The sequence below is a fragment of the Streptomyces sp. NPDC057253 genome (assembly GCF_042669125.1).
GTDB lineage: Bacteria > Actinomycetota > Actinomycetes > Streptomycetales > Streptomycetaceae > Streptomyces.
Map to the genome: position 1 here is coordinate 26411 of NZ_JBHUXV010000064.1, position 16406 is coordinate 42816.

Annotated in this window: 16 protein-coding genes; 9 read left to right on the forward strand and 7 right to left on the reverse strand. The window is 70.8% G+C overall.

Features of this window, described 5'->3' with window-relative positions; all coding sequences use genetic code 11:
- Positions 1-71 precede the first annotated feature (71 nt).
- Together ACFULQ_RS29585 and ACFULQ_RS29590 are read left to right on the forward strand one after the other, a co-directional pair.
- Positions 72-1463, forward strand: coding sequence for a M1 family metallopeptidase (locus ACFULQ_RS29585; RefSeq protein ID WP_383549617.1), 1392 nt, complete (start codon positions 72-74; stop codon positions 1461-1463).
- A gap of 23 nt (positions 1464-1486) precedes the next feature.
- Positions 1487-2143: a trimeric intracellular cation channel family protein gene (locus ACFULQ_RS29590; RefSeq protein ID WP_383549620.1), complete on the forward strand. Its 657-nt coding sequence runs from the start codon at positions 1487-1489 to the stop codon at positions 2141-2143.
- Here ACFULQ_RS29590 and ACFULQ_RS29595 read toward each other — a convergent pair.
- Positions 2052-3272 (reverse strand): alpha/beta hydrolase, encoded by a 1221-nt coding sequence (locus ACFULQ_RS29595; protein WP_383549623.1) that lies wholly within the window; start codon positions 3270-3272, stop codon positions 2052-2054. The genes ACFULQ_RS29590 and ACFULQ_RS29595 overlap by 92 nt on opposite strands.
- 142 nt (positions 3273-3414) lie before the next feature.
- On the opposite strand from ACFULQ_RS29595, the gene ACFULQ_RS29600 reads away from it, so the two are divergent.
- From ACFULQ_RS29600 to ACFULQ_RS29610, 3 genes are all read left to right on the forward strand, one after another.
- Complete coding sequence (locus ACFULQ_RS29600; RefSeq protein WP_383549626.1) at positions 3415-4269, forward strand: thioesterase family protein; 855 nt, start codon at positions 3415-3417, stop codon at positions 4267-4269.
- Positions 4270-4297: 28 nt separating this feature from the next.
- The gene (locus tag ACFULQ_RS29605; protein ID WP_383549628.1) at positions 4298-5302 is read left to right on the forward strand and encodes a helix-turn-helix transcriptional regulator; all 1005 of its coding nucleotides are present in this window, start codon (positions 4298-4300) and stop codon (positions 5300-5302) included.
- Between the two features lie 114 nt (positions 5303-5416).
- Positions 5417-5806, forward strand: coding sequence for a hypothetical protein (locus ACFULQ_RS29610; protein WP_383549630.1), 390 nt, complete (start codon positions 5417-5419; stop codon positions 5804-5806).
- Positions 5807-5922: 116 nt separating this feature from the next.
- Here the strand turns inward: ACFULQ_RS29610 and ACFULQ_RS29615 are convergent, their stop codons facing one another.
- Complete coding sequence (locus ACFULQ_RS29615) at positions 5923-6549, reverse strand: TetR family transcriptional regulator (protein WP_383549633.1); 627 nt, start codon at positions 6547-6549, stop codon at positions 5923-5925.
- A 133-nt stretch (positions 6550-6682) separates the two neighbouring features.
- Between ACFULQ_RS29615 and ACFULQ_RS29620 the strand changes: the two genes are divergently transcribed.
- The 3 genes from ACFULQ_RS29620 to ACFULQ_RS29630 are packed head-to-tail and all read left to right on the forward strand — an operon-like array spanning position 6683 to position 8374.
- Positions 6683-6847: a hypothetical protein gene (locus ACFULQ_RS29620; protein WP_174269245.1), complete on the forward strand. Its 165-nt coding sequence runs from the start codon at positions 6683-6685 to the stop codon at positions 6845-6847.
- A 35-nt stretch (positions 6848-6882) separates the two neighbouring features.
- On the forward strand, positions 6883-7149 hold the full coding sequence (locus ACFULQ_RS29625; RefSeq protein WP_383549636.1) for a DUF4190 domain-containing protein: 267 nt from the start codon (positions 6883-6885) through the stop codon (positions 7147-7149).
- A 55-nt stretch (positions 7150-7204) separates the two neighbouring features.
- Positions 7205-8374: a cysteine desulfurase family protein gene (locus ACFULQ_RS29630; protein WP_383549639.1), complete on the forward strand. Its 1170-nt coding sequence runs from the start codon at positions 7205-7207 to the stop codon at positions 8372-8374.
- A gap of 22 nt (positions 8375-8396) precedes the next feature.
- Here the strand turns inward: ACFULQ_RS29630 and ACFULQ_RS29635 are convergent, their stop codons facing one another.
- Together ACFULQ_RS29635 and ACFULQ_RS29640 are read right to left on the reverse strand one after the other, a co-directional pair.
- Complete coding sequence (locus tag ACFULQ_RS29635) at positions 8397-9887, reverse strand: multicopper oxidase family protein (RefSeq protein ID WP_383549641.1); 1491 nt, start codon at positions 9885-9887, stop codon at positions 8397-8399.
- Positions 9888-10098: 211 nt separating this feature from the next.
- Positions 10099-10764, reverse strand: a complete 666-nt coding sequence (locus tag ACFULQ_RS29640) for an N-acetylmuramoyl-L-alanine amidase (RefSeq protein ID WP_383549644.1) — start codon at positions 10762-10764, stop codon at positions 10099-10101.
- A gap of 60 nt (positions 10765-10824) precedes the next feature.
- Between ACFULQ_RS29640 and mnmA the strand changes: the two genes are divergently transcribed.
- The gene (mnmA, locus tag ACFULQ_RS29645; protein ID WP_383549647.1) at positions 10825-11955 is read left to right on the forward strand and encodes a tRNA 2-thiouridine(34) synthase MnmA; all 1131 of its coding nucleotides are present in this window, start codon (positions 10825-10827) and stop codon (positions 11953-11955) included.
- A 34-nt stretch (positions 11956-11989) separates the two neighbouring features.
- Here the strand turns inward: mnmA and ACFULQ_RS29650 are convergent, their stop codons facing one another.
- From ACFULQ_RS29650 to ACFULQ_RS29660, 3 genes are read right to left on the reverse strand one after another with little or no spacing between them, the layout of a single operon-like run.
- Positions 11990-13630: an ArnT family glycosyltransferase gene (locus tag ACFULQ_RS29650; protein ID WP_383549650.1), complete on the reverse strand. Its 1641-nt coding sequence runs from the start codon at positions 13628-13630 to the stop codon at positions 11990-11992.
- Positions 13631-13641: 11 nt separating this feature from the next.
- Complete coding sequence (locus ACFULQ_RS29655; RefSeq protein WP_383549653.1) at positions 13642-14631, reverse strand: glycoside hydrolase family 26 protein; 990 nt, start codon at positions 14629-14631, stop codon at positions 13642-13644.
- Positions 14628-16289 carry a glycosyltransferase family 2 protein gene (locus ACFULQ_RS29660; RefSeq protein ID WP_383549656.1) on the reverse strand — a complete coding sequence of 554 codons (1662 nt, stop codon included), beginning with the start codon at positions 16287-16289 and terminating at the stop codon, positions 14628-14630. Before ACFULQ_RS29660 ends, ACFULQ_RS29655 begins: the two co-directional genes overlap by 4 nt.
- Between the last annotated feature and the right edge of the window lie 117 nt (positions 16290-16406).

Genomic DNA, 16406 nt, shown 5'->3' on the forward strand with positions numbered 1-16406 from the left:
CATGCCCGAACGGGAGAGTGAAGAGTCGTCCGTGTCCGACTTATCGGCACAGGTTCGAAAGGGACGACACCATGAGACTCTCCCGTTCAGCACGCTTAGGGGCCACCGTCACCGCGGTGGCCTCTTTCTGTGTCATCGCCGCCGCCCCCGCCCCGAAACCCGGCGCCCCCGGCACAGGCGACTCCTACTTCCCGCTCCTCGGCAACGGCGGCTACGACGCCCGCCACTACACCCTCGACGTGGCGTACGACCCCGACACCGACCGCCTGGACGGCCGTACGACGATCTCCGCCCGCGCCACCCAGAACCTCTCCTCCTTCGATCTGGACCTCCAGAAACTGGAGGTCACCCAGGTCGAAGTCGACGGCAGACGGGCCCAGTTCACACGCGACGGCGACGAGATCCGGATCACCCCGCGGCAATCCCTGCACAAGAACAGGGACTTCACCGTCGCCGTCACCTACGGCGGTGTCCCCGAACCCCTCAGCGGTCCCATCGTCTTCGGCTCCGACTACGGCTGGATGAAGACCCCCGACGGTGTCTTCGTCGCCTGTGAGCCCAACGCCGCCTCCACCTGGTTCCCCTCCAGCGACCACCCCTCCGACAAGGCCACTTATGACATCCGCATCAAGGCTCCCAAGGGCCTGACGGCGGTCTCCAACGGCCGGCTCGTGTCGACGTACGACAAGGGCGGCTCGACGTACACCCACTGGCGCGAGAAGAAGCCGATGGCGACCTATCTCGCGACCGCCACCATCGGGAAGTTCGACGTCCGCACCGGCACCACCCCCGGCGGCACCCCGATCTACGTCGCCATCGACCCCGTCCTCAGCAACAGCAACAACGTCGACGTGTACGGCGTCACCGCCGAGGCCACCGACTACTGGTCCGAGGTCTTCGGGCCGTACCCCTTCGAGGAGACCGGCGCGATCGTCGACGACATGCCGCAGGCGGGGTTCTCGCTGGAGGTGCAGACGAAACCGGTCTACTCGGCCGTGCGCAACGAGACGACGATCGTGCACGAGCTGGCCCACCAGTGGTTCGGCGACTCGGTCTCCGTCGCGCACTGGAAGGACATCTGGCTCAACGAGGGCTTCGCCACGTACAGCCAGTGGCTGTGGGCCGAGCACAAGGGCACCCGCAGCGCCCACGACTCCTTCATCGCGGGCTATGACGCCCGTCCCGCCGACAGCGCCTTCTGGCAGACCGTCGTCGGCGACCCGCAGCGCGACACCATGTTCGCCTCCGCCGTCTACCAGCGCGGCGCCATGACCCTCCAGGTGCTGCGCGAGCGGATCGGCGACACGGCGTTCTTCAAGCTGCTGCCGGCCTGGACGAAGCTGCACCGCTACGGCAACGCGAACACGGCCGACTTCATCAGGCTCGCCGAGAAGATCAGCGGACAGCAGCTCGACGGCCTGTTCGCGACCTGGCTCTTCACCAAGGGCAAGCCCGCTCTCTGACAGCACCTGCGCGACAATGCGGTGTGCTCCAGCAACTGTTCAGCCCCTCCGTCCAGCACACGCTCGACCTCGTCGGCATCTTCGTGTTCGCCATCTCCGGCGCGCTGCTGGCCGTCCGCAAGAACTTCGACGTCTTCGGCATCGCCGTGCTCGCCGAGGTCACCGCGCTGGGCGGAGGGCTGTTCCGGGACCTGATCATCGGCGCTGTGCCGCCCGCCGCCTTCACGGACCTCGGCTACTTCATCCCCCCGCTGCTCGCCGCCCTCCTGGTCTTCTTCCTGCACCCGCACGTGGAGCGCATCCAGGTCGGTGTGAACGTCTTCGACGCGGCGGGCCTCGGCCTGTTCTGCGTCGCGGGGACGACCAAGGCGTACGAGTACGGGCTCGGCCTCACCCAGTCGGCGACCCTGGGCCTCGCCACCGCCGTCGGCGGCGGAGTGCTCAGGGACGTCCTCGCCAACGAGGTGCCCTCGCTGCTGCGCTGGGACCGCGACCTGTACGCGGTCCCGGCGATCGTCGGCGCCAGCATGGTCGTCCTGTGCATCCGCTACGACGCCCTCACCCCGCTGACCAGCGGGCTCGCGGCGGTCACGGCCTTCGTACTGCGCCTGCTCGCGATGCGGTTCCACTGGCGAGCGCCGCGGGCCTGGAACCGGCGCTCGACCGTGCGTGAGGAGTAGCGCCCGCCCGGCCGTGCAGCAGCCCCATCTCCTCGGTCAGCCAGACGAAGGAGGGCACCACCTGCGGCCGCCACAGCGCCATGTTGTGGCCGCCCGCGCTCTTCGGGACGTAGACGACGTGCACGGTCGTCGGTGCCTTCGCGACCTGTTCGAGGCCCATGGCCGCCTCGTAGCCGTCGCCGGGCTGACCGGACTCGTAGAGCGCGATCGCGGGCGGGGTGCGGTCCTCGCGCAGCAGCACATAGGGGTTGTTGGCGCGGCGCAGCGCGGGGGTCTCGGCGGCCAGGGAGTTGCGTTCGCCGATCGGGTCGTTGTAGCCGGACATGCTGACCGCGGCCCGGTAGCGGTCGGGGTGCGCGACGGCGAGCTTGGTCGCGCAGTGCCCGCCCGCCGAGTACCCGGCCACCGCCCAGCCGGCCGGGCCGGCCTGGGCGCGGAAGTTGTCGGTGACCATCTTCGGCACGTCCACGCTGAGCCAGGTGTCGGCGTTGACCGTGCCGGTGATGTTGGCGCATCCGGTGTCCACCCCGGCCAGCAGGTTCATCCGCGGGGCGACCAGGATGAACGGCGCCACCCTGCCGGTGCGCATCAGCGGCTCCAGTTGGCGGACCGCGTGCAGCGACCCGAACCATGCCTTCGCCGAGCCCGGGTAGCCGGACAGCAGCTCCACCACGGGGAACTTGTGGTGCCGGTAGGCGGGCTCGCGGTACTGCGGGGGCAGCCAGACGTAGACCTCGGCGTTCACCCCCGAGACCCGGCCCTTGAGCTGGGTCACCCGCACGCCCTTCATGCCGGGGCCGCCCGCGTCGGTGAAGCGCTGCCTCACCTTGGGCAGCCGTTTCAGCGAGATGCCGCCGGTGCCGTCGGCGCCCAGGTTCGCGGCCTGCTGGACGTGGTTGCCGGTGCCGATCAGGTCGGCCCAGTTGTCGTACAGGTTGTTCTGGTTGTTGACCAGCACGAAGACGAGGGCGACCGCCGTGCCCTGGGCGAACAGCACCATCAGCAGCCGGGCCGTGGCCCGCAGGGCCCGCGGTCCTCCAATCCGCGACCACAGGGCGAGCGGAAGCACGACGGCGACGACGGACAGCACGATCAGCGTGTAGAGGAACGCGGTCCCGGTGAGGCTCATGTACCTGTAGAGGGGGGTGCCGGCGGAGGGGTTTACGGGCGAGTACGGACACTTACCGAGAAATTGCCCGGGTCTCACCTGGCCGATCTTTCGATGGCGGAGAAAGCTACCGCTTAGTAGTTAGTTGTTGTACCGTTCAGACATGCCAGAAGCAGCCTCCGCCACCCGGGCCACGATCGGCGACAGCGAGTTCGACCGGGACACCGCGGTCACCCGCCGCGCCCCCGGCGTCTACGACATCGACCTCTCGGCCGGCTGGACGATCATCAGCGCCGTCAACGGCGGCTACCTCCTGGCGGTCCTGGGCCGCGCCCTCGCGGACGCCCTGCCGCACGCCGACCCGTTCACCATCTCCGCGCACTACCTGACGGCGTCCCAGCCCGGACCCGCGGTGATCCGCACGGACGTGGTCCGCACCGGCCGCACCCTCTCCACCGGCCAGGCCTCGCTCTTCCAGTACGACGACCAGGGCGCCGAGGTCGAACGCATCCGCGTCCTGGCCTCCTACGGCGACCTCGACACCCTCCCCGACGACGTCCGTACGACGGCGAAGCCGCCCGCGTTCCCGCCCATGGACCAGTGCTTCGGCCCCGAGGACGGGCCGGCCCCGGTCGACGGCAGCTCGGCCATCACCGACCGGCTGATGCTCAAGCTGGACCCCTCCACCCTGGGCTGGGCCCTCGGCGCGCCCTCCGGCAAGGGCGAGATGCGGTCCTGGTTCGGCCTCGCGGACGGCCGGGACATGGACCCCCTCTCGCTGCTCCTGGCGGTGGACGCGCTGCCGCCGACCGCGTTCGAGATCGGCCTCAAGGGCTGGGTGCCGACGGTCGAGCTGACCGTGCATGTGCGGTGCCGCCCCGCCCCGGGCCCCCTGCGCGTCTCCATCACCACCCGCAATCTCGCGGGCGGCTTCCTGGAGGAGGACGCCGAGGTCTGGGACACCGCGGACCGCCTGGTGGCGCAGTCGCGGCAGCTGGCCCGGGTGCGACTGGGCTGAGCCCGGCCCCGGGAGGGATCCTGGTGGGGTGAAGTCCGACCGCCTCCTGTCGATCCTGCTCCTGCTCCAGACCCGCGGCCGGGTGACCGCCCCCGAACTCGCCGAGAGGCTGGAGGTCTCCGTCCGGACCGTCTACCGGGACGTCGAAGCCCTTTCCGCATCGGGTGTCCCGGTCTACGCCGAGCGCGGTCGGCACGGCGGCATCGAACTCCTCGCAGGCTTCCGCACCGACGTCACCGGCCTGACCGCCGACGAGTCCCGGGCGCTGTTCGTCCTGGCCGCCCAGGGCGCGCACGCGGCCCTCGGCCTGGACTCCGCCCTGGGCTCGGCCCTGCGCAAGGTGATGGCGGCGCTCCCCGCCCCGCACCGCCCGGCCGCCGAGGTCACCTCGCGCCGCGTCCTGGTCGACGCCACCCGCTGGAAGGGCGGGCCCCAACCCGCCGCCGACCTGGACGTGTTGCAGGACGCCGTGTTCACCGACCGCCGGCTGCGACTGCGGTACCGGCACAGCGGCGAGCGCGCGACCCGGACGTACACCGTCGATCCGTACGGCCTGGTCGCCAAGGCCGGTGTCTGGTACCTGGTCGCCGACCGGCGCGGCCTCCCGAGGCTGTTCCGCGTGGACCGGGTGCGCTCGGCGGCCGTGCTGGACGACCCCGTGCGGCGGCGGCCCGGTGTCGAACTCGCCGACGCCTGGGAGGCGCTGCGCCGCCAGGTCGAGGAGCGTCCCACCGGTGTCGAGGTCACCGTGCGGGTCCGCCGGGACCGACTCGACCTGTTCCGGCGGCTGATGACGCCGTATCTGGCCGAACTCCCCGAGGACGGCGGCGACAGCGGGTGGGCGACGGCCCGGCTGGTGTTCGGCGCGGTCGTCGAGGCCCGCCAACTCCTGATGTTCTCCGACCGGGTGGAGGTCCTCGCGCCGTCCGAGGTGCGCGCGGAACTGGCCGAGGCGGCCGCTTCTGTCACGGACCTGTACCAGCGAGCTGCCGGCGGGGCGGAGAAGAATCCCAGCTCGGAGAGGGTGTTTTAGCCGCGCTTTGCCCGGCGCACAGGCGGGGGACAGCGCGGACTCAAGGGGCCCCTAAGGGCCGTTGGTTGAGTTCCGGGCCTCAGGACTTCCTCATCCTCCCTGGAGCGGTCTCTCATGAAGCGTGTGCGTCTTCTCCCCGCCGTGGCCCTGTTGGCGCTCTCGCCCCTCGCCCTGGTGGCCTGCGGCTCGGGCGACTCCTCGTCGACGTCGAACAGCGGCACCTCGGGTCAGCAGAACTGCCAGGCCCCGACCGGCAACGCCTCCGGCATGCCGAGCGGTGCCCCCTCGGGCGCCCCCACCGGCAACGCGACCGCCCGGCCCTCGGGCGCGCCCAGCGGCAACCCCTCCGGCATGCCGAGCGGCGGGCCCGGTGGCGGACAGGGCGGTCAGGGCGGCCCCGGTGGCGGGATGGGCGGTGGCTGCGGCGGTCCCGGAGCCGGCGGCGGCGCGGCCCCGAGCGGCGCGCCCAGCGGCGCCCCGAGCGCGGCGGCCACCAAGAGCTGACCTGGCGCGAAATCGCCGTACGGCAGGGGCGGCACTCCCGGTGAACGGGGGTGCCGCCCCTGTGTGCTGCCCCTGTGCACAGCCCTTGTCCGCTGCCGACGCGTGCTGCCGGAGCGTCAGTCCAGCCAGTGATGCCGGCCGACGCTGATCAACCGCATCTGCCGCTTCGCCACCTCGGCGACCCGGGCCCGCTCCTCGTCCGACGCCTCCTGTGCCTCCAGGAACAGGGAGGCGGTGATCAGCATCTGGTCGACGTAGAGGTTGGCGAGCATGAGCAGGTCGTCGTCGCTCCAGCCGTCGGAGACGGGGTCCTTGGCCAGCTCCTCCTTCACCTCCTGCCCGAAACGGGCCAGTTGCTCCCGGATGGCCTCCCGGACCGGCTGAACTCCGCCATGTCGTTCGCGGGCGATGAAACGGACGTGAGCGGGGTACGCGTGTACATGGCCGGCGATCAACTCGATGGCGCGCACGATGCGTTGGTCGTGGTCGTCGGCCGCGGACACCGTCGTCCGAATCATGGGGTGCAGGCTGCCCAGCGCCTCCTCGACCAGGGCCACGCCCAGATCCGCGATGGAGCGGAAGTGGCGGTAGAAGGCGGTCGGGGCGACGCCGACGGCACGGGTGACCTCACGCAGACCCAGGCTGCTCAGGCTCTGCTCCTCCAGGAGGGCCAACGCCGCGTCCAGGAGCGCCTGCCGGGTCTTCTGTTTCTGTGCCTGCCGGATGCCGAGGGTGTGACTCATGTCATCCAGTTAACAACTGTTCTCTGTAATTGGAAAGCCGTAGGACGCGCTAGACTCTGGAGTCAGTGAACAACTGTAACCACAACTGTTCACCCAAACGTAACGACAGCCGAACCGGAGGGGGATCCGTCCCATGCTGTTCCTCGTCGCCGCACTCATGCTCCTCGGCGTCGTCCTGGGCACCGTCGCCCACGCGCCGTTCACCTTCACCGCCGTCGCCGCCGCCGTGATCGCCGTCTGGCTGGGCGTCTTCGCGCTGCGCGAGCGCCACGCCCGCCGCCGCACCCCGTCCCACTGACCGCCGCCCCGCCGTCCCCAGGAGCACTGATTCCCATGCAGCTCACCGCACAGGCCAGCCCCCGCACCGGCGCCCGTGACGCCGACGGCATGGCCGTGGCCTCCTTCGTCCTCGGCCTCCTCGGCCTTCTCGTCCTCAATGTCTTCCTCGGCCCGATCGCCATCGTCCTGGCCTCGGTGGCCCTGTGGCGCGGCACCGCCCGCCGCGGCCGTGCCTTCCTCGGTCTCGGTCTCGGCGTGGCCGACCTGCTGGTCCTGGTCGCCTTCATGCAGTTCGACAGCACGGTGTCCTGGAGCCTGTGAGGCCGCAGGTCCGGCCTGAGGCCGCCGCCGTACGCCCCGTAGAATCGGCGTCACCATGGCATACCTCGACCACGCCGCGACCACCCCGATGCTTCCCGAGGCGGTCGAGGCACTCAGCGCCCACCTCGGTGTCACCGGCAACGCCTCTTCGCTCCACGCATCCGGCCGCACGGCCCGCCGCACGGTCGAGGAATCCCGCGAGACCCTCGCGGAGGCGCTCGGCGCCCGCCCCAGCGAGATCGTCTTCACCTCCGGCGGCACGGAGGCCGACAACCTCGCCGTGAAGGGCCTGTACTGGTCCCGGCGCGACGCGGACCCCGCAAGGACGCGGGTCCTCGCCAGCCCGGTCGAACACCACGCCGTCCTCGACGCCGTCCACTGGCTCGGCGAGCACGAGGGCGCCACCGTCGAGTACCTCCCCGTCGACAAGCACGGCCGGGTCCACCCCGACGCCCTGCGCGCGGCCATCGCCCAGAACCCCGACGACGTCGCCCTGGCCACGGTCATGTGGGCCAACAACGAGATCGGCACCGTCCTGCCGGTCCGCGAACTCGCCGACGTCGCCGTGGAGTTCGGCGTCCCGCTGCACGCCGACGCGGTCCAGGCCTTCGGTCAGGTCCCGGTCGACTTCGCCGCCTCGGGACTCGCCGCGATGACCGTCTCGGGCCACAAGATCGGCGGGCCGTACGGCATCGGCGCCCTGGTCCTCGGCCGGGAGTGGACCCCCGTCCCCGTCCTGCACGGCGGCGGCCAGGAGCGCCACGTGCGCTCCGGCACCCTCGACGTCCCCGCCATCGCCTCCTTCGCGGTGGCCGGCCGCCTCGCCGCCGAACAGCGCGCGTGGTTCGCCACGGAGATCGGCGCCCTGCGCGACAGCCTGGTCGAGGCGGTCCGTACGGCGGTCCCGGACGCGATCCTCGGCGGCGACCCTTCCCCGGGGGGCCGGCTCCCGGCCAACGCCCACTTCACCTTCCCCGGCTGCGAGGGCGACTCCCTGCTCCTCCTCCTGGACGCCCAGGGCATCGAGTGCTCCACCGGCTCCGCCTGCACCGCGGGTGTCGCCCAGCCCAGCCATGTCCTGCTGGCCACCGGCACCGACCCGGACCTGGCCCGCGGCACCCTGCGCTTCTCCCTCGGCCACACCTCCACCGAGTCCGACGTGGAGGCGGTCGCGAAGGCCATCGGCCCCGCCGTGGAGCGCGCTCGCGCGGCGGGGCTGACGTAACGGCGCCGGCCGTGCTCCGCTCTCAGCTCTCCGTGACCATGAGGGAGGCCATCATTCCCTCGTCCTCGTGCTGGAGCAGATGGCAGTGGAGCATGTACATGTACGTGTCGTCGGCGAAGTCGGTGAACTCCATGGCGATCACGATCTTGCCGCCGCCGACGACCTCGTAGGTGTCGCGCCAGCCCAGGTCGACCCCGGTGGGGGCCTCCCCGTTGATCGAGATCAACTGGTAGGGCACGTCGTGCAGATGGAACGAGTGCTCCAGCTGGCTCGCGTTGGTGATCGTCCAGATCTCCTTCGCGCCCAGTGTGGTGCTGATCATGGCCATGCTGGCCATGGTGAGACCGGCCGAGCCGTTGATCTTCATGGTCGCGCCCGTGTTGCTGAGCGTGATGGTGCGGGCCGTGAAGCCGGAGGTGTCGTACCGCTCGATGGTGTTGAGGGTGCTCGGCAGGTCGTCCGGGGCGTCGGCGCCGCCCGCGCCGACGGTGAGGAACTCGTAGGTGCCGGAGCCGCCGCGGATCCAGCCGGTCGTGATGACGGCCTCCAGGGTGACGTCCTCGGTGACGTCCATGACGAACTCGGCACGGGCGCCGGCCACCAGCCGGATGCTGGTGACCTCGGTCGCCTCCGTCAGATAGCCCTGTTCGGTGGCGATCTGGGTCAGCGTGCCGCCGTCGCTGCGCTGGAGCGTGATGATGTCCGAGGGTGAGGCGTTGAGCGCCCGGAAGCGGTTGCGGGTCTTGGTGGCGGTGAAGCCGAGCGTGGTGTCGTCGACGTTGGTGCCGTTCACCAGGAGCGGGAAGCTGAGGCCGCTGGTCAGGTAGCCGCTCTGGTTGTACTTGATGTCACCGGCGCTGTCGACGGCGAGGCACTGGAAGATCAGCGGGATGTCGTCCACGCCGTAGTCGCTGGGCAGTGCGGCCGAGGCCTCGGAGTCGTCCGCCACGATGATCATCCCGGCCAGGCCGTGGGTGGCCTGCTTGGCCGTGGTGCCGAGGGCGTGCGGGTGGTACCAGAGGGTCTTGGCCTCGTCGAGGACCTCGAAGGTGGGCGCCCAGGTGGCGCCGGCGGAGAAGGCGTTCTGCGGGCCGCCGTCCATCTTCGGCGGGACGTGGGCGCCGTGGAAGTGGACGGTGGTGTCCTCGTCGAGGCTGTTGGTGATGTTCAGCAGCACGGTGTCGCCGCTGGTCCACTTCAGGGTGGGGCCGAGGAACGACTGGTTGTAGCCCGCGGTGCTGCTGGTGACGCCGCTGAGCACCTCGGCGGTGCCGGTCTGGGCGGCCAGGGTGAAGGTGGTGGTGCCGTCGGACGTGGTGCCCTCCAGCAGGTCCGGGATGGGGAGGGTGCCGAGCGTCGCCGCGGCCGCCTTGCTGCGGGTGCCCTCGGTCAGCAGGGAGAAGGCGCCTCCCGCCGCCGCGACGGCGCCGAGGCCCACCCCGGCCATCCCGCCGAGGAACTTCCGCCGGTGCAGCGCCTTCTTGCGCCCCCGGCTCTCGTCTCGTGTGTGCATGCCTGTGTCCGGCTCTGTGCTGTGTGTCATGGTCGGGGAGCCTCGGGCCGCGGCCTGTGCGCGCCCTGGGGCGAAACTGGGTGCGAGCCCGGGAAGCTGTGAAGGGGGAGCCGGGGTCAACTCACTTGAAAAAAAGCCAAGTTGACGACCCGCAGGTCATGGTCGAAGCGCGGGACATGTCGGGCGCGCGATCCGCGCCGGAAGTTCATACCTACGCGGAGGTCCGCCGCGCCTGCCGCACCAGCTTCATGTACCGGTCCCAGTCCCAGTGCCTGCCCGGATCGGTGTGATCCGTCCCCGGCACCTCCACATGGCCGATGATGTGCTCGCGGTCGACGGGTATGTCGTACCGCGTGCATATTCCGGCGGTGAGCCGCGCCGAGGCCGTGTACATCTCGTCCGTGAAGTCCTCGGGCCGGTCGACGAATCCCTCGTGCTCGATGCCCACACTGCGTTCGTTGTACGAGCGGTTGCCCGCGTGGTACGCCACGTCCAGCTCGCGGATCATCTGGGTGATGTGGCCGTCCTTGCGGACGACGTAGTGCGCGGCAGCGCCGTGGCCCGGGTCCTGGAACACCTTCACGGCGCTCGCGAAGCTGCCCTGGGTGACATGGATGATCACCATGTCCACACCGTAGTCGTCGGGGCGGTCCGCACGCCGCCAGTTCGCGTCCGACGCCGCCACCCACTGTGCGCCGCGGAAATCCACCGCGCCCTCGACCCGCGGCTTCTCCACCCCCGGGGCCCGCCACCACAGCCGCGCCAGCTCGTCCCGGGCGAGCACGGCGGAGCCCACCGCGGCCGCCGTCCCGCCGACGAGCAGCGCCCGGCGCCCGATGCGCCGGTCGGTGTCCCTGGAACCCTCAGTCGCCCCCATGTGATCGTCAACGGATACCCGGCGGCCCCGGTTCCCGCGTCCCCGTACTCTTGAAGGGTTATGACTGACACCACGCAGCGCCCCCTTCGCGTTCTCGCCGCCATGTCCGGAGGAGTGGACTCCGCCGTCGCCGCCGCCCGGGCCGCCGAAGCCGGCCATGACGTGACCGGCGTCCACCTCGCACTCTCCGCGAACCCGCAGTCCTTCCGCACGGGCGCGCGGGGCTGTTGCACCATCGAGGACTCCCGCGACGCCCGCCGCGCCGCCGACGTCATCGGCATCCCGTTCTACGTCTGGGACCTCGCCGACCGCTTCCGCGAGGACGTCGTCGAGGATTTCGTCGCCGAGTACGAGGCCGGCCGCACCCCCAACCCCTGTCTGCGCTGCAACGAGAAGATCAAGTTCGCCGCCCTGCTCGACAAGGCGCTGGCGCTGGGCTTCGACGCGGTGTGCACCGGGCACTACGCGAAGGTGGTCACGCTCGCGGACGGCTCCCGGGAGCTGCACCGCGCCTCCGACATGGCGAAGGACCAGTCGTACGTCCTCGGCGTCCTGGACGAGAAGCAGCTGGCGCACGCGTTGTTCCCGCTCGGCGACACCGTGACGACGAAGGACGAGATCCGCGCGGAGGCCGAGCGCAGGGGGCTGGCCGTCGCCAAGAAGCCCGACTCCCACGACATCTGCTTCATCGCCGACGGCGACACCCAGGGCTTCCTCGCCTCCCGCCTCGGCAAGGCGGAGGGCGACATCGTCGACGAGTCGGGCGCGAAGATCGGCACCCATGAGGGCGCGTACGGCTTCACGATCGGCCAGCGCAAGGGGCTGCGGATCGGCACCCCGGCCGCCGACGGCAAGCCGCGCTACGTCCTCGACATCTCCCCGGTGAACAACACGGTCACGGTCGGCCCGGCCGCGGCCCTGGACGTCACCGCCCTGACCGCGATCAAGCCCCGCTGGTGCGGCACGGCCCCGGCGGGCCCCGGCACCTACACCGCCCAGCTCCGCGCCCACGGCGGCGAGACGGAGGTCACCGCGGAGCTGGTCGACGGCCGTCTGGAGGTCTCGTTCACCGAGCCGGTCCGCGGGGTGGCCCCCGGCCAGGCGATCGTCCTGTACGACGACACACGCGTGGTGGGCTCGGCCACCATCGCGACGACCACGCGCGCGAAGACGACGACGCCGGTCGCGTAAGGACGACGACGCCGGTCGCGTAAGGCTGTGCGCTTCAGGAGGGCGCCCACAGCTCGAACCGGCTCGTCCCCCACGCCGTGGCGTACGGCACCGTCCCGATGAGGCGGTAGCCGGTCGAGTGCAGGAGCGCGTCACGGATCGTGGTGCTCTCGCCCGTCGGATTGCCCCGGTCGAGCACGACGAGGGTGAAGTGCCGGTCGGCGACGGCCGCCTTGAAACCGGCCGCCCCCGTCAGGTGCCGCCCGGAGCGGCTCGTGTAGTCGATCGTGTACGTCGAGTTCCACTGCCGGTACGACGTGTCCTTGCCCAGCGCGTACACGGGCACCTCGTAGGTGTCGGCGAGGTAGCTGCCGTGCGGGCTCAGGTAGGGCCGCAGTGTCGCCACCAGGCCCCTGGAGTCGGGCCACGCGTGGAAGTTGTCGTAGGACTGCGACATCCCGCTGGAGAGCAGCACCACGCCCAGGAAGATCGCCCACTGCGGGTACTTGAAGTGCGCGCCCATGAGACGGGTGACGCCGACCCCGGCGAGGGGTGCGGCGAAGAACAGCCCGTAGCCGATGTGCTTGTGCAGCGAGACCTCGGTGTGCAGATGCAGCTGGTAGGCGGGCGCGAGCAGGGCCGTGCCGACCAGGACCAGCCCGAGCGCGGTCCGCCAGCGGGCACCGGGCAGCGCGCCCCGCCAGCCCGGCATCTCGCTCATGCGGCCGCTGCGGACGTAGCTGAAGGCCCCCAGAAGGGCCACCGCGAGCGCCAGGCCGCCCCAGCGGGCGGAGTCCTTCACGATGGTCCAGGACGGCGTCGTACCGGCCGCACGGGCCGTCGTGGTGGACTGGATCGCCGCCAGGTACCCGGAGGCGTACAGCCCGGCGCCCAGCAGCGCCACGGTGGCGACCGTGAGCAGCACTCCGCGCCCGAGCGCCCTGGGCAGACCGCGCCGCTGGTAGACCGTCAGCACCCCGAGCAGCACCACCGTCGGCAGATACAGGGCCGAGGCGTACTTGACCGCCACCGCGAGCGCGGCGACCGGCGCCGCGAACAGGGTCAGCAGGGGGTGCGAGTCCGCGGTGCGGACGACGATCCAGGCGGCCAGCGCCAGCAGGAACAGGGCGAGGGCGTCGTAGGTCGCGAAGTTGCCCATGAAGGCGGTGGACTGGGCCACCGCGAACACACCGGCCGCGCACAGTCCCGCCCGCTCGTTGAAGAGGCGGCGGGTCATCGCGTACAGCAGCGAGGTGCAGCCCAGCATGCAGGCCAGGCTCAGCGCGCGGGCGCCGGCCAGCCCGAACACCGAGTCGACGGCGGCGGCGAGGACCGGGTAGAGGACGGGCGCGCCGGAGAAGTAGCTGTCGAAGCCGCCGTAGAGCGGGGTGCCGTGCAGCAGATGGGCGAGCTCCGCGTGGCCGGCGAACAGGTAGAGGGCCTCGTCCTCGAAGGCCGTGTTCTGCAACCGCAGCGACAGGCCGGCCTGCATCACGAGCAGGGCGAGCAGGACGAGCCGGCTGACCCAGATCCGGCGCGAACTCGGGGCGGCCGACCAGCCGGAGTCCGGGACGGGGCTCAGGGAGTAGCCGGACGGGCGCGGCGTGAGCACCCTCAGCTGCATCGTTTCCGCAACCCGGGACCGCTTCTTCGGCTGGGCCACGGATATCTGCATGGTGGAGTCGTTGTGCTCCATCTACGGGCCCCCTACGGTTTCCGGACGTCGAAGCCGAAGGAGTCGTCCGCGGCCGCCTTCTTGAACGCGGCGAGCGACAACGGGCCGCTGTCGATGCGCCAGTCGGCCTCCTTCTTGAGGTTGAACCAGACCAGGCCCAGGATGTCGGCACGCGCGCGTACGCCCGCGAACAGGTCGGCGATCTGGGCAGGTTTGCGCTCCCCGGCCTGCACGCCGGTCTCCGCGATCAGGAACGGCTTGCGGCTGAAGCGGCGGATCTCCGTCAGCGTCGGCTCGAAGAGGGTCGTGAAGGTCGTCGGGCCGCTGAGCGCGTAGTAGCCGACGACACCGATCCAGTCGACGTACGCGTCACCCGGGTAGTAGGGCTTGAGCCGCACGTCCGGGACCGGGTTGATCACGTTCGGGCTCCACACCCAGATGACGTCCGCCGCGCCCTCGTCGGTGAACAGGTCGTGGATGTGCCGCCACGCGCGCGCGAAGTCGGCGGCGCCGGTCTTCTTGCTGCCCCAGGGGTACCAGCCGCCGTTCATCTCGTGCCCGAAGCTCAGCGCGAGCGGCCGGTTGTAGTCGCGCACGGCGTCCGCGAACTCCCGGATGTAGGCGTCCTGTCCGCCGTCGGCGATCTGCGCGGCGGTGTGGGAGAAGGGCTCCCAGACCAGGAAGGGCAGTTGGCCGTCGTCCCAGACGGCACGGTTGACGTCCGCCTGGAACGGGTCGCCCCACTTGGCGTAGTACTCGCGCAGGTTGGGCTCCTTGCCCGCCTTCTCGCTGAAGGCCGTGAGCGGGGAGACCGCGCGGGGCGAGCCGTTGAAGGCGACCCCGAAGTACTTGTGGTCCGGCTTCAGCAGCGGACGTATGTCGTACGGCGCCTCGGCGCTCGGCGACTCCACCTGGGCCTTCGCGGCCGCCGAGGAGACCTGGGGCGCGGGCGGCGCGCAGGCGCCGAGCGTCACGAGCAGAGAGCCGACGAGGGCGAGCAGCAGGAGGCGGGGCCCGGTCATACGGCGACCTCCCCGGCGAGCGGCGCCTGCGCGGGCGCGGCCTCCTCGGCGTGCGGCTGGATGAGGGCACGGGCGACCGCGACGCCGTAGAAGAGGCCGGAGGCGAGCATCAGGGCGTAGTCGGACGGGTTGAGGGAGGTGCTCATCCGCCAGACCGCGACCGCGATCCACGCGACCGCCGTCGTGCCGCTCCAGGCCCACATGCCGATCCACAGGCGGCGCGTCTTGCTGCCCTTGGCGCCACCCGCACCGGTCGGCGTCCAGCCCATCGGGCGGCGGCGGACCGTGTCCCAGATGGCGAAGGCGTGCGCCCAGCCGTACAGGACACGGGTGGCCCAGGCCTCCAGGCGGTACGGGTTGCGGTGCCAGATCGGATAGATCACGGTCAGGTAGAGCACGCTCGGCAGCACCAGGCCGATGTTCGCGAGCTTCAGCTGCTCAGGGGCCGCCAGCATGATCGTGAGCGCGATGAGCGGGCCGCTGAAGGTCAGCAGTCCGGTCTCGATGTAGTAGACGAAACCGGACAAGTAGCACAGCCGGCTCGCGAACCGCATCTTCGTGCGCCAGAAGTCCCTGCTGCCCAGCATCGCCAGCGAGGCCATGCACCAGCGGTACTGCTGGCTGTAGAAGGCGCCCACGGTGTCCGGGCACACCCCGGTGGACAGCGCGACCGGCACGTACGTCAGGTCCCAGCCCAGGGCGCGCAGTTCGAACCCGGTGTACATGTCCTCGGAGTGCTCGACCAGGCTGGTGCCGCCGATCTCGGCGAGCGCGGCGCGCCGGTAGACCGCGCAACTGCCCACGCAGATCGAGCCGTCACTCTGCTGCCGGGACACCTGGACGCTGCGGTAGAACAGCTCCTGCACGGCCGCCGCCCCGCGCTCGATCCAGTTCTGCTGGTCCAGGACACGGAAGAACTGGGGGGACTGGACGATCGCGGTGCGCGGATCGCGGTCCATGTACGGCAGCAGCTCGTGCAGCAGATCCGCGCGCGGGGCGAAGTCGGCGTCCAGGATGAGGATGAAGTCGCCCGAGGACCGCTCGAAGCCGTGGCGCAGGTTGCCGGCCTTCTTCATCCAGCCGCGGTTGGGCCGCACCAGGTACCGGAAGCCGAAGTCGGCGGCCATCGCGCCGATCTCCGGGTCGTCGGAGTCGTCGAGCACGATCGGTGTGACCCGCCCCGGGTAGTGCTCGCCCAGGGTGCGCACATGCAGCCAGGTGTTGTGCAGCACCTCGATGGGCTCGCCGCACACCGGCAGGAAGACGTCCACGTCCGGGTACCGCCCCGGCTGCCACCCCTTGACCAGCCGCCGGTGCGCGCGCAGATCGAAGCTCGGGGTGAAGGCGTCCAGCCGGAACGAGATCAGATAGCTGACCAGGGACAGCACCAGAAGCGGGATGTACGCCCAGATCCAGGCGCTCGTCGCCGCCGCCCGCACCTGGCTGATCACCAGGCAGACGAACCCGACGAGCGACGAGTACGTCAGCACCCAGGTGTGCCGTCGGACGTAGGAGACCTTCTCCCGGTCGTCGGGGGGCGCGGGCAGCAGCCCGGGGTGATTACGGCCGGAAACGGCCTTGCGGGGTTCGGCCCGGCGGCGGCGGGGCGGCGGCACCGTGGGTCGGTCGCCGTCGGGCAGGGTGTGCGGGGTGTTCATGGGTCGTGCTCCACAAGCGAGCCGGAATGCCGGGGGACAAGGAGGCTCGCCGCGAAAGCGCGAGTTGATGGTGAATCTTATGTGACTGATGAGTGTGGATCGGTCTCGGGTTGCTCA